Here is a 12,465-nt window from a genome sequence, read left to right as displayed (position 1 = left end):
CGGGCGCCGAGGCGCCCGCTGTCTGACCGTTTAACGGGTCAGCGCTTTACTTTTCCGAGTTGTCCAGCTTGGCGCGCAGCAGGGCGCCCAGGCTGGTCGTGCCGGCGCTTTCGCGGCTCGATTGCTGGCTCAGGTTGGCCATGGCGCCTTGTTCGTCGGCCATGTCCTTCTGCTTGATCGACAGCTGGATGTTGCGGGTCTTGCGATCCACGTTGACCACCACAGCGGTGACTTCGTCGCCTTCCTTGAGCACGTTGCGGGCATCTTCCACGCGGTCGCGGGAGATTTCCGAAGCGCGCAGGTAGCCCACGATGTCTTCGCCGAGGTCGATTTCAGCGCCACGGGCGTCCACGGTCTTGACCTTGCCGGTCACCGTCTGGCCCTTGTCGTTCACGGTCACGAAGGTCGTGAATGGGTCGCCGTCGAGCTGCTTGATGCCCAGCGAGATGCGCTCGCGGTCCACGTCCACGGCCAGCACGATGGCTTCCACTTCCTGGCCCTTCTTGTAGTTGCGAACAGCGGCTTCGCCGGGTTCGTTCCACGAGAGGTCGGACAGGTGCACCAGGCCGTCGATGCCGGCAGCCAGGCCCACGAACACGCCGAAGTCGGTGATCGACTTGATCGGACCCTTGACGCGGTCGCCGCGCTTCGTGTCCTGTGCGAATTCCTGCCATGGGTTGGCCTTGCACTGCTTCATGCCCAGGCTGATGCGGCGCTTGTCTTCGTCGATTTCCAGGACCATGACTTCGACTTCGTCGCCCAGCGAAACCAGCTTGGCGGGAGCGATGTTCTTGTTGGTCCAGTCCATTTCGGAGACGTGCACCAGGCCTTCGATGCCGGGTTCGAGTTCCACGAATGCGCCGTAGTCGGCGATGTTCGTGATCTTGCCGAACAGGCGCGTGCCTTGTGGGTAGCGGCGGTTCACGCCCATCCATGGGTCGTCGCCCATTTGCTTCAGGCCCAGCGAGACACGGTTCTTCTCGGTGTCGAACTTCAGGATCTTGGCGGTGATTTCCTGGCCAGCCGTCACCACTTCCGATGGGTGACGCACGCGGCGCCATGCCATGTCGGTGATGTGCAGCAGGCCGTCGATGCCGCCCAGGTCCACGAACGCACCGTATTCGGTGATGTTCTTGACCACGCCTTGAACGATGGAGCCTTCCTTCAGGGTTTCCATCAGCTTGGCGCGCTCTTCGCCCATGGAAGCTTCCACCACGGCGCGGCGGCTCAGCACCACGTTGTTGCGCTTGCGGTCGAGCTTGATGACCTTGAATTCCATGGTCTTGTTTTCGTACGGCGTCAGATCCTTGATCGGACGCGTATCGATCAGCGAACCGGGCAGGAACGCGCGGATGCCGTTGACCAGGACAGTCAGGCCGCCCTTGACCTTGCCGGACGTGGTGCCGGTGACGAATTCGCCGGATTCCAGGGCCTTTTCCAGGCTCATCCAGGAAGCCAGACGCTTGGCGGTGTCGCGCGACAGGATGGTGTCGCCGTAGCCGTTTTCGATGGACCCAATGGCCACCGACACGAAGTCACCCACTTGGACTTCGACTTCGCCCTTGTCGTTCTTGAACTCTTCCAGCGGCACGTAGGCTTCGGACTTGAGGCCGGCGTTGACCACGACGAAGTTGTGCTCGACGCGCACGACTTCAGCGGTGATCACTTCGCCTGGGCGCATTTCCGTACGCTGCAGGGATTCTTCAAAAAGGGCGGCAAAAGATTCGGACATGTGTTTCCTTGCCACAAACAGGATTCCAGTAGCACCATTGCTACTGTTTTTATAGCTGCTTGCGGTGGTTTTTTGCGGTAGAACCGCGGGTTAGGTTAACGATCCATACAGCCTGTGCGCTGGCGCGCGAGAGGGGCTGCGTGGGCCTGTTGCAAGGCCTTTCGGCTTTGCCTGAGGGACCCGGATTTTAGCCAGGGCCCCGCGCCGTCAGCCCTGCGCAGAAGCTGCGAAGGGCTGACGCTCCTGCCACCAGGCCAACACCTGCTCGACGGCTTCATCAATCGTCAAGTTGGAGTTGTCCAGGACCAGAGCGTCCTGCGCGGGCTTGAGGGGTGCGATGCTGCGGGAACTGTCCCGGGCGTCGCGTGCCTCCAGATCCGCGCGAAGGTCTTCGATCTTAGCTGAAAAACCCTTTGAAATCAACTGTTTATAACGGCGCTCGGCGCGGCAGGCGGCGCTGGCCGTCAGATACACCTTGAGCGGGGCGTCCGGGAAGATCACCGTGCCCATGTCGCGGCCGTCCGCCACCAGGCCCGGCAGGCGCCGGAAGCTGTGCTGCAGGTCCACCAGGGCCGCGCGCACGGCGGGCAGGGCGGAGACGCGGGAGGCGTTCATGCCGGCCTCTTCGGTGCGGATGGCTTCAGTCACGTCGTCGCTGCCCAGCCACACCCGGCCGCCCTCGAAGCGCACGGGCAGCGTCTGGGCCATGGCGGCAATGCGGGGCTCGTCCTCCGGCTGGATAGCCAGGCCGGCACGCAGGGCGGCCAGGGCCGTGATGCGGTACATCGCCCCCGAGTCCAGGAAGCGGTAGCCCAGGCGCTGCGCGACGGCAGCGGCCACCGTGCCCTTGCCCGAGGCGGTGGGACCGTCGATGCAGATCACCGGGATGTGGTCCGTGGCTGCCTGCGTGACCGAGAACAGGGCTTCGAAATAGTCCGGGAAGGTCTTGGCCACGCACTTGGGGTCTTCGATGCGCACGGGCAGGCTTGCCGGGTTGAAGGCGGCCAGTGAAAAGCACATGGCCACGCGGTGATCGTCATAGGTGTGGATGCTGGCGGCCTTCCACGCCTGCACCTGCGCCGGCGGCGTGACGCGGATGAAGTCCGCACCTTCTTCCACTGTGGCGCCGAGCTTGCGCAGCTCGGTGGCCATCGCCGCGATGCGGTCGGTTTCCTTCACGCGCCAGCTGGCGATGTTGCGCAGGGTGGTGGTGCCTTCGGCATACAGCGCCATCACGGCCAGCGTCATGGCGGCGTCGGGGATGTGGTTGCAGTCCAGGTCGATGGCCGTGAGCGGCCACGCGCCGCGCTGGATCTCCAGCCAGTTGGGGCCGCCCGTGACCACCGCGCCCATGGCGCGCGCGGCTTCCACGAAGCGGATGTCACCCTGGATGGAATCCAGCCCCACGCCCTGGATCTTGATGCCTTTTAGGCCATTGGCGCTTTCTGCGATTGCGCCAAGTGCTATGAAATAGCTAGCGGAAGAGGCGTCGGCCTCTACGTGGATGCTGCCCGGCGACTGGTAGCGGCTGCCGGCGGGGATGGTGAAACGCTGCCAGTCCTGGTGTTCGACCACGATGCCGAACCGCGCCAGCAGCTGCAGCGTGATGGCAATGTAGGGCCTGGAGATCAGTTCGCCCACGACCTCGATCACGATGGCCTGCGCGCCGGCGGCCAGCGGCAGCGCCATGAGCAGGGCGGTGAGGAACTGGCTCGACACATCGCCGCGCACGCGGATGGACGCCGCCAGCGCCAGGGCAGGCACGCCGTTCGCATGGGCGATGCGCAGCGGCGGGTAGCCGTCATTGCCCAGGTAGTCGATCTGGCAGCCCAGTTGGCGCAGCGCGTCCACCAGGTCGCCGATGGGGCGTTCGTGCATGCGCGGGACGCCGGACAGCTCGAATTCGCCACCCAGCAGTGCCAGCGCAGCCGTCAGGGGCCGCATGGCGGTGCCGGCATTGCCCATGAAGAGCTTGGCGGGCGATTGGGGCGCCCGCCCGCCCAGGCCTGTGATGTGCACGGTGCTGCCGTTCTCGTCGACGGTGCAGCCGATCTGGCGCAGCGCGTCGAGCATCACGCGGGTGTCGTCGGATGCCAGCAGGTCGTGCACGGTGGTGGTGCCGTTGCTGAGAGCCGCCAGCAGCAGCACCCGGTTGGAGATGCTCTTGGAACCGGGCAGGTGGACTTCGCCCGCCGCGGTTTGCAGGGGAGGCAGGTCGAGGAATGCGGTGCTGTACATCGGTGTGTTTTGTCGGTTAGGCCAATGGCCTGTGCACCGGCGTGTCCTAGGCCAGTGCCACCGTGGAACTGGCGTTGCCAGGCCACGGGTGGCGTCCCCCTTGGGGGAAGGCGCCGCAGGCGACTCAGGGGGGTTATTTTCTCTTCGCGCCCATGCGCCAGTGCGCGCGGGTCTCGCTGGCCAGCGTCAGCATGTCTTCCAGCGCCTGGGCGTCACCTTTTTCCATGGCCTGCTCGATGGTGTGCAGCGCCTGCTGGAAGAGCTTGGACTGGGCGATCAGCTCTTCCCGGTTGGACAGCAGGATGTCGCGCCAGACCTTCGGATCGCTGGCCGCTATGCGGGTGAAGTCCCGGAACCCCGGGCCCGCCAGCGACAGGAATTCGTCGCCGGTCGACTGGCCCGTGATGCTGTTCATCATCGCAAAGGCCAGCACGTGGGGCAGGTGGCTGACCGCGGCAAAGGCCGCGTCATGCGACTCGGGCGACATGCTGGTCACGCGGCAACCCAGCGCGGTCCAGATGTCGTCGGCCCTTTGCAGCTGTACGGTGAGCGTGCGCTCGATGGGCGTGAGGATGACCTGGCGGCCACTGTAGAGGTCGGCCTCGGCGTGTTCCACGCCCGACACTTCGCGCCCCGTGATCGGGTGCGCCGGCACGAACGATCCCACCTGGTCGCGCAGGGCGCGGCGTGCGGCCTGGACCACATCGGCCTTGGTCGAGCCCACGTCCATGATCAGCATCTGGGGCGTGACGAGGTGTTTGATGGCCTTGAGCGTGGCCTCGGTGGCGGCCACGGGCACGGCCAGCAGCACGATGTCGGCGCCGGCCACCGCGAGCAGGGCCGAGGGCGCCTCCACATCGATCACGCCCAGCTGGCGTGCGCGGTCGGTGGTGGAGGGCGACTTGCTGTAGCCCACCACGCGCTTGACGAGGCCGGCCTTCTTCATGGCCAGGGCGAATGAGCCGCCCATGAGTCCGCAGCCGATCAGTCCCAATTGTTCGAACATGGCGGTGGCTCCTCAGGACGACACGGGGTAAGTGCCCAGGACCTTGTAGAACGCGCACAGGCTGCGCAGTTCTTCCAGGGCCCGTGCCACATGGGGCTGGGCGGGATGGCCGTCGAGGTCGATGTAGAAGTAGTACTCCCACTGGCCGGTGCGGGCAGGGCGGGACTCGAAGCGCGTCATGGACACGCCATGGGTCTTGAGCGGCACCAGCAGGTCGTGCACCGCGCCGGGCTGGTTGGGCACCGAGACCACCAGGCTGGTGCAGTCCTTGCCCGAGGGCGGTGGCGTCTGCAGGGTGTGCGGCAGGCAGATGATGGCAAAGCGCGTGCGGTTGTAGGCGTCGTCCTGGATGGCGTGGGCCACGATGTGCAGCCCGAACTGCTGGGCCGCGCGTTCGCTCGACAGGCCGGCCCAGGCCGGGTTGGTGGTGGCCAGCCGGGCGCCCTCGGCATTGCTCGACACGGGGCGGCGCTCGGCATGGGGCAGGTGCTTGGTCAGCCAGGCCTGGCATTGGGCCAGCGCCTGCGGATGCGCCAGCACCACCTCGATGCCATCGAGCGAGTTCGTGGTGCGCAGCAGGTTGTGGCGCACCAGCAGGCTCACTTCGCCCACCACATGGGTGGGGGTGTGCAGGAACAGGTCGAGCGAGCGGGTCACCACGCCCTCGGTGGAGTTCTCCACGCCCACCACGCCGTACTGGGCGCTGCCAGCCGCGGTGGCGTGGAACACCTCGTCGAAGTTGGCGCAGTACATCAGGTCGGCCGCGCCGCCGAAGAATTCAATGGCCGCCTGCTCGCAGAACGTGCCTTCGGGGCCCAGCACGGCCACGCGCTGGGGCGATTCGAGCGCCAGGCAGGCCGACATGATCTCGCGCCAGATGGCGGCCACGTGCGGGCCCTTGAGCGGGCCGGGGTTGGCGGTCTGGATCTTCTCGATGACCTGCGCCACGCGGTCGGGGCGGAAGAAGGGCGTGCCTTCGCGCTTCTTGACTTCCCCCACCTGCTCGGCCACCAGCGCCCGCTGGTTCAGCAGCGTGAGCAGTTGCTGGTCGATGGAGTCGATCTGCACGCGCAGGCTGGCGAGGTCGGGTGAGGCTTGCGGAGTGTTCATGAATGGGGATGTCTGTGCGGGGCTGCTCGTCAACCGGTGTGCCACCGGCGTTCAGAAGGTGCAAAGGAATCCGGTGTGTCCGAGGGCGCTTTCGTGGGGCGTACGGGCATGCCGGGTTCGTTTTGCGCCTTCTCAGGCGTGTTTTTGTTCAAATTCTCGCATGTAGTCCACCAGCGCCTGCACGCCGGCCAATGGCATGGCGTTGTAGACGCTGGCGCGCATGCCGCCCACGGACTTGTGGCCCTTGAGTTGCAGCAGGCCGCGTTCCTTGGCCCCGGCCAGGAAGGCGTCGTTGCGGCTTTCGTCGCGCAGGAAGAACGGGATGTTCATGCGCGAGCGGCAGTTGGCGGCGACCTTGTTCACATACAACTGCGAGCTGTCGATGGCGCTGTAGAGGAGGTCGGCCTTGGCGATGTTGCGCTGCTCCATGGCGGCCACGCCGGTCAGGCTGCCTTCGGTCTGGCGCTTGAGCCACTGGAAGGTCAGGCCTGCGATGTAGATGCCCCAGGTCGGTGGCGTGTTGTACATCGACTGGTTGTCGGCCACGGTCTTGTAGTCGAAGGCGCTCGGGCAGGCGGGCAGGGCGTGGCCGAGCAGGTCTTCGCGCACCACGACCAGCGTGAGGCCGGCGGGCCCCAGGTTCTTCTGCGCGCCGCCGAATGCCAGGCCGACGCGCGACCAGTCCACCGGGCGCGAGGCAACGTGCGACGAGAAATCGATGACCAGCGGGGCATCGCTGCCCAGTGCCTTGAGGTCGGGCAACTGGTGGAATTCGATGCCATTGATGGTTTCGTTGCTGCAGAGGTGCAGGTAGCTGGCCCCCCGGCTGACCGTCCAGGTCGAAGGGTCAGGCAGGGTGGTGAACCCGGTGTCTTCGGCATTGGCGACGAGGTTGACTTCACTGGCGTACTTGCGCGCCTCCTTTTGCGACTTCTGGCTCCAGCTGCCAGTCACCACGAAATCGACCACGCCAGCGCGCGAGAGATTGAGCGGGACGATGGCGTTCTCGGCGAGGCCGCCGCCCTGCATGAACAGGATCTTGAAGTTCGCCGGCACGGCCAGCAGCCCGCGCAGGTCGGCTTCCGCCTGTTCGTAAATGGACAGGAACTCCTTGCCGCGATGGCTCATCTCCATCACGCCCATGCCGCTGCCGTGCCAGTCCAGCATTTCGGCGGCGGCCTGCTCCAGGACTTCGGTGGGTATGGCGGCCGGGCCGGCCGAGAAGTTGTAGGGGCGCATCATGTTTCTTGGTCAAAAAGGCTGCTGGCGCTTATGGCGTAAGCGCTGGCAGCTTCACTTTCAATAGCATTCCTGGAGGGGGCCCGCAGGCTCCGCATCCACCGGGAGGTCAGGCGTCGGGTGTTTCCGGGGTGTCGGGGGCCGTGGGGGCTGCGCTGTCCGGATGGCCTTCGCCGTCGGCCTCGGCATCTGCGACGTTGGCATCGTTTTCGACAATGCGCTGCAGGCCGCTGAGCTTGGACCCTTCGTCCAGAGCGATCAGCGTCACGCCCTGCGTGGCGCGGCCCAGTTCCCGGATCTCGGAGACGCGAGTGCGCACCAGAACGCCCTTGTCGGTGATCAGCATGATCTCGTCGTCGGCATGCACCAGCGTGGCGGCCACGACCTTGCCGTTGCGCTCGCTCTGCTGGATGGCGATCATCCCCTTGGTGCCCCGGCCGTGGCGCGTGTATTCGGTGATGCTGGTGCGCTTGCCGTAGCCGTTTTCGGTGGCGGTGAGCACGCTTTGCGTTTCGTCTTCGGCCACCAGCATGGCGATCACGCTCTGGCCGTCTTCCAGCATCATGCCGCGCACGCCGCGGGCCTGGCGGCCCAGCGGGCGCACGTCGTTCTCGTCGAAGCGCACGGCCTTGCCGCCGTCGCTGAACAGCATCACGTCGTGCTGGCCGTCGGTAAGGGCGGCGCCGATCAGATAGTCGCCGTCGTCCAGGTTCACGGCGATGATGCCGCCCTTGCGCGGGTTGCTGAATTCATCCAGCGCCGTTTTCTTGACGGTGCCCATGCTGGTGCCCATGAAGACATAGCGGTCCGCCGGGAAGGTGCGCATGTCGCCCGTGAGCGGCAGCACGACGTTGATCTTCTCTCCGTCCTGCAGGGGGAACATGTTGACGATGGGGCGGCCGCGCGAGCCGCGCGAGCCTGCCGGCACTTCCCAGACCTTGAGCCAGTACAGGCGGCCGCGGTTGGAGAAGCACAGGATGTAGTCGTGCGTGTTGGCGATGAAGAGCTGGTCGATCCAGTCGTCTTCCTTGGTCGCCGTGGCCTGCTTGCCGCGCCCGCCACGCTTCTGGGCGCGGTATTCGGACAGGGGCTGGCTCTTGATATAGCCGGTGTGGCTGAGCGTGACCACCATGTCGGTGGGGGTGATCAGGTCCTCGGTGGAGAGGTCCTGCGCGCTGTATTCGACGATGCTGCGGCGTGCGCCCAGCTTGTGCTGGCCGAATTCCTGCTTGATGGAAGTGAGTTCGTCGCCGATGATGACCGATACGCGCTCGGGCTTGGCCAGGATGTCCAGCAGGTCTTCGATGACCGCCATGACTTCCTTGTACTCGGCCACGATCTTGTCCTGCTCCAGGCCCGTGAGGCGCTGCAGGCGCATCTGCAGGATTTCCTGGGCCTGCGTTTCCGACAGGCGGTACAGGCCGTCCTGGCCCATGCCGAATTCCTTCTCCAGGCCGTCCGGGCGGTAGTCGTCGGCGTTGATCACGCCGCCATCGGCACGCGTGCGGGTGAGCATCTCGCGCACCAGCTTGCTGTCCCAGGGGCGGGCCATCAGCTCGGCCTTGGCCACGGGCGGCGTGGGCGCGTTGCGGATGATGGCGATGAAGTCGTCGATGTTGGCCAGGGCCACGGCCAGGCCTTCGAGCACGTGACCGCGGTCGCGCGCCTTGCGCAGCTCGAACACCGTGCGGCGGGTGACCACCTCGCGGCGGTGTTGCAGGAAGACGCTGATCAGGTCGCGCAGGTTGCACAGGCGGGGCTGGCCGTCGATCAGCGCCACCATGTTCATGCCGAAGGTGTCCTGCAGCTGCGTCTGCTTGTACAGGTTGTTGAGCACCACCTCGGGCACTTCGCCGCGCTTGAGCTCGATCACCAGGCGCATGCCCGACTTGTCGGATTCGTCCTGGATGTGGCTGATGCCCTCGATCTTCTTCTCGTGCACCAGCTCGGCCATGCGCTCCTGCAGCGTCTTCTTGTTGACCTGGTAGGGCAGCTCGTCCACGATGATCGCCTGGCGCTGCCCGCGATCGATGTCCTCGAAGTGGCATTTGGCGCGCATGATCACGCGCCCGCGCCCTGTGCGGTAGCCGTCCTTCACGCCATTGATGCCGTAGATGATGCCGGCGGTGGGGAAGTCGGGCGCCGGAATGATCTCCATCAACTCGTCGATGGACACGTCCGGATTGCGCAGCATGTGCAGGCAGGCATCCACCACCTCGTTGAGGTTGTGGGGCGGAATATTCGTGGCCATGCCCACGGCAATACCGGCCGAGCCATTGACCAGCAGGTTGGGGAGTTTGCTGGGCAATACCAGCGGCTCCTTCTCGCTGCCGTCGTAATTGGGCCCGAAATCGACGGTTTCCTTGTCGATGTCGCCCAGCATTTCGTGGGCGATCTTGGCCAGCCGGATTTCGGTATACCGCATTGCCGCAGCGTTATCGCCGTCCACGGACCCGAAATTGCCCTGGCCATCCACCAGCATGTGGCGCAGCGAAAAATCCTGCGCCATCCGCACGATGGTGTCGTAAACGGCGGAGTCACCATGCGGGTGGTATTTGCCGATCACGTCTCCCACGATACGGGCCGACTTTTTATAAGGTCGGTTCCAGTCGTTGTTGAGCTCGTGCATCGCAAAAAGTACGCGGCGGTGTACAGGCTTCAGCCCATCGCGCGCATCGGGCAGGGCCCGGCCCACGATCACGCTCATCGCGTAATCGAGGTAACTGCGCCGCATCTCTTCTTCGAGGCTGATCGGCAGGGTTTCTTTGGCAAACTGGGTCATTGGGGACGGCGGTGGCGGCGAAGGAGAACCATTTTAGAGGTAAGACCGTGTAGCGACCACGCAACATATCGAAGCAATTCCGGTTTTGTCCTACGGGCCCTGGGTAGCCTCCACCGCTTTTGCCCTGTTACGTATGGCACAATCGTTTGAACGCTTCGGGTGGTGGTCACCCCAAGCGTCCTGATTCGCAGCGCGGCTGCGGCTTTTTCCCCAAGAGGAGAACCATGAAGAAACTGAACAAAGTGGCGATGTTGTTTGCCTCTGCAGCGCTCGCAACCGCCGCTGGCGCACAAACCGTTGACAACTGGAGAGATGCTTCTGGCCAACTGGTCTGGAAGAACGGCACCAACGAATACTGCTGGCGCAATGCCAACTGGACGCCTGCCACTGCTGCTCCTGGCTGCGATGGCGCGATCGTCGCCCCCGCTCCAGCTGCCGCTGCTGCTCCAGCCGCCGCCCCAGCACCCGCTGCCGCTCCAGCACCCGCACCAGCTCCAGCACCTGCTGTCGCTACCAAGGTGACCTATGCCGCTGACGCATTCTTCGACTTCGACAAGTCGGTGCTGAAGCCAGAAGGCAAGGCCAAGCTGGATGATCTGGTTTCCAAGGTCAAGGACATCAACCTGGAAGTGATCATTGCCGTGGGTCACACCGACTCCGTGGGCTCTGATGCATACAACCAGAAGCTGTCGGTTCGCCGTTCCGAAGCCGTGAAGGCTTATCTGGTGTCCAAGGGCATCGAAAAGAACCGCGTCTACACCGAAGGCAAGGGCGAAAAGCAACCCGTCGCCGACAACAAGACCGCCGAAGGCCGTGCGAAGAACCGTCGCGTGGAAATCGAAGTGGTCGGTACCCGCGCTTCCAAGTAATCTTCGGATTGCTTCACAAAAAAGCCCCGGCAACGGGGCTTTTTTGCGTCTGGGGGTTTTATCCTCCATTTCCCTTCCTTCATGGACAATCTCTGGCATGAGTGAAACCGTCAATGCAGATCCGGCCGAACTGGCCAAGTTTTCCGAATTGGCCCATCGCTGGTGGGACCCTGAAAGTGAATTCCGTCCCTTGCACCAGATCAATCCTTTGCGGCTTGACTGGATCCAGGGGCAGTGCGACCTGTCGGGCAAGCGCGTTCTGGATGTCGGCTGTGGCGGCGGCATCCTGGCCGATTCCATGGCCCGCAAGGGCGCGGAGGTGACGGGCATCGATCTGGCCTCCAAGGCCCTGCGCGTGGCGCAATTGCATGCGCTGGAAGCTCAGACCACCAATATCCAGTACCGGGAAATCAGCGTGGAAGCCTTGGCCAAGGAGCAACCTGCCAGCTTCGATGTCGTCACATGCATGGAAATGCTCGAGCACGTACCTGATCCAGGATCGGTGGTGAGGGCATGCTCAGAGCTCGTGAAACCGGGAGGCTGGGTGTTTTTCTCCACCATCCACCGCAATGCCAAGGCTTTCATGCTGGCCATCGTAGGGGCTGAATATGTGCTGAACATGCTGCCACGGGGAACGCATGAGTACGCCAAGATGATTCGACCCAGCGAACTGGCCGCAAGTTGCCGAAGCGCGGGCCTGCATGTACAAAATACCCGGGGCCTGGAATACAACCCCCTCACGCGGCGCTATTGGCTGAGTGCGGACACCAGCGTGAACTATCTTGTGGCCACGCGGCGCACCGCCTGAGGGCACACCCATGTTTCACAATATTCGTGCGGTGTTGTTTGATTTGGACGGAACGCTGATCGACAGTGCCCCGGACTTGGGCGCCGCTGCCGACAAGATGCGCACGGACCGCGGATTGCCGTCGCTGCCGCTGGAGCGCTACCGCCCCATGGCGGGTGCCGGCGCGCGCGGCATGCTGGGCGAAGCCTTCGGTATGGCCCCCGACCATCCTGATTTCATGACCATGCGCGAGGAGTTCTTTGTGAACTATGAGTCGCGCATGACGGAGCGCACCAGCATCTTTGACGGCGTTCCAGAACTCGTATCCCAGATACTGCAACGCAACATGGCATGGGGCGTGGTTACCAACAAGGCAGCCCGCTTCACGGACCCGCTGACCTGCTCCATTCCCCTGTTCGTCACTGCGCGGGCGGTCGTCAGCGGGGACACCACTCCCCATGCGAAGCCGCATCCTGCTCCTTTGCTTGAGGCGGCAGCGCGCCTGAAAGTGGAGCCCGGGCAGTGCATCTATGTTGGCGATGACGAGCGCGACATCGTGGCAGGCTTGGCCGCAGGAATGGGGACCGTGGCCGCAACCTATGGCTACCTGGGTGCAAAAACCAATCCGATGGAGTGGGGCGCCCATGCCGCAATTAAATCTCCCTTCGAGCTCTTGCAATTGCTGGGGAGCGCCTAAAATAG

The 12,465-nt window shown here is 64.3% G+C and carries 9 protein-coding genes; 3 read left to right on the top strand and 6 right to left on the bottom strand.

The features are described from left to right. Positions 1-46 precede the first annotated feature (46 nt). The 6 genes from rpsA to gyrA form a co-directional block, all read right to left on the bottom strand. On the bottom strand, positions 47-1,747 hold the full coding sequence (rpsA, locus tag AC07OD_RS13585; RefSeq protein ID WP_370627717.1) for a 30S ribosomal protein S1: 1,701 nt from the start codon (positions 1,745-1,747) through the stop codon (positions 47-49). 192 nt (positions 1,748-1,939) lie between these two features. Continuing rightward, on the bottom strand, positions 1,940-3,970 hold the full coding sequence (locus AC07OD_RS13580; protein ID WP_494597113.1) for a bifunctional 3-phosphoshikimate 1-carboxyvinyltransferase/cytidylate kinase: 2,031 nt from the start codon (positions 3,968-3,970) through the stop codon (positions 1,940-1,942). Between the two features lie 133 nt (positions 3,971-4,103). Continuing rightward, positions 4,104-4,976, bottom strand: coding sequence for a prephenate dehydrogenase (locus tag AC07OD_RS13575; protein ID WP_218297482.1), 873 nt, complete (start codon positions 4,974-4,976; stop codon positions 4,104-4,106). Between the two features lie 12 nt (positions 4,977-4,988). After that, positions 4,989-6,086, bottom strand: coding sequence for a prephenate dehydratase (gene pheA / locus AC07OD_RS13570; RefSeq protein WP_218297481.1), 1,098 nt, complete (start codon positions 6,084-6,086; stop codon positions 4,989-4,991). 132 nt (positions 6,087-6,218) lie between these two features. Continuing rightward, a complete protein-coding gene (serC, locus tag AC07OD_RS13565; RefSeq protein WP_218338748.1) occupies positions 6,219-7,328 on the bottom strand; it encodes a 3-phosphoserine/phosphohydroxythreonine transaminase in 1,110 nt (369 codons plus the stop codon). 106 nt (positions 7,329-7,434) lie between these two features. Further along, positions 7,435-10,107: a DNA gyrase subunit A gene (gene gyrA / locus AC07OD_RS13560; RefSeq protein WP_218338747.1), complete on the bottom strand. Its 2,673-nt coding sequence runs from the start codon at positions 10,105-10,107 to the stop codon at positions 7,435-7,437. 224 nt (positions 10,108-10,331) lie between these two features. On the opposite strand from gyrA, the gene ompA reads away from it, so the two are divergent. From ompA to AC07OD_RS13545, 3 genes are all read left to right on the top strand, one after another. Beyond that, on the top strand, positions 10,332-10,976 hold the full coding sequence (gene ompA, locus AC07OD_RS13555) for an outer membrane protein OmpA (RefSeq protein WP_218297478.1): 645 nt from the start codon (positions 10,332-10,334) through the stop codon (positions 10,974-10,976). Between the two features lie 97 nt (positions 10,977-11,073). After that, positions 11,074-11,784, top strand: coding sequence for a bifunctional 2-polyprenyl-6-hydroxyphenol methylase/3-demethylubiquinol 3-O-methyltransferase UbiG (ubiG, locus tag AC07OD_RS13550; protein WP_218297477.1), 711 nt, complete (start codon positions 11,074-11,076; stop codon positions 11,782-11,784). A gap of 10 nt (positions 11,785-11,794) precedes the next feature. Beyond that, positions 11,795-12,460 (top strand): HAD family hydrolase, encoded by a 666-nt coding sequence (locus AC07OD_RS13545; RefSeq protein WP_494597109.1) that lies wholly within the window; start codon positions 11,795-11,797, stop codon positions 12,458-12,460. Positions 12,461-12,465: the final 5 nt, after the last annotated feature.

It is taken from the genome of Acidovorax sp. GW821-FHT10E03 (assembly GCF_059415205.1).
Note: the sequence above shows the minus strand (reverse complement) of the source record. Positions and strands in the feature narration are given on the sequence as shown.

Excerpts from the sequence above, each read along its gene's own strand:
- ompA (WP_218297478.1), top strand. The coding sequence starts at position 10,332 with ATGAAGAAACTGAACAAAGTGGCGATGTTGTTTGCCTCTGCAGCGCTC.
- AC07OD_RS13580 (WP_494597113.1), bottom strand. The coding sequence starts at position 3,970 with ATGTACAGCACCGCATTCCTCGACCTGCCTCCCCTGCAAACCGCGGCG.
- gyrA (WP_218338747.1), bottom strand. The coding sequence starts at position 10,107 with ATGACCCAGTTTGCCAAAGAAACCCTGCCGATCAGCCTCGAAGAAGAG.
- serC (WP_218338748.1), bottom strand. The coding sequence starts at position 7,328 with ATGATGCGCCCCTACAACTTCTCGGCCGGCCCGGCCGCCATACCCACC.
- AC07OD_RS13575 (WP_218297482.1), bottom strand. The coding sequence starts at position 4,976 with ATGTTCGAACAATTGGGACTGATCGGCTGCGGACTCATGGGCGGCTCA.
- AC07OD_RS13545 (WP_494597109.1), top strand. The coding sequence starts at position 11,795 with ATGTTTCACAATATTCGTGCGGTGTTGTTTGATTTGGACGGAACGCTG.
- ubiG (WP_218297477.1), top strand. The coding sequence starts at position 11,074 with ATGAGTGAAACCGTCAATGCAGATCCGGCCGAACTGGCCAAGTTTTCC.
- pheA (WP_218297481.1), bottom strand. The coding sequence starts at position 6,086 with ATGAACACTCCGCAAGCCTCACCCGACCTCGCCAGCCTGCGCGTGCAG.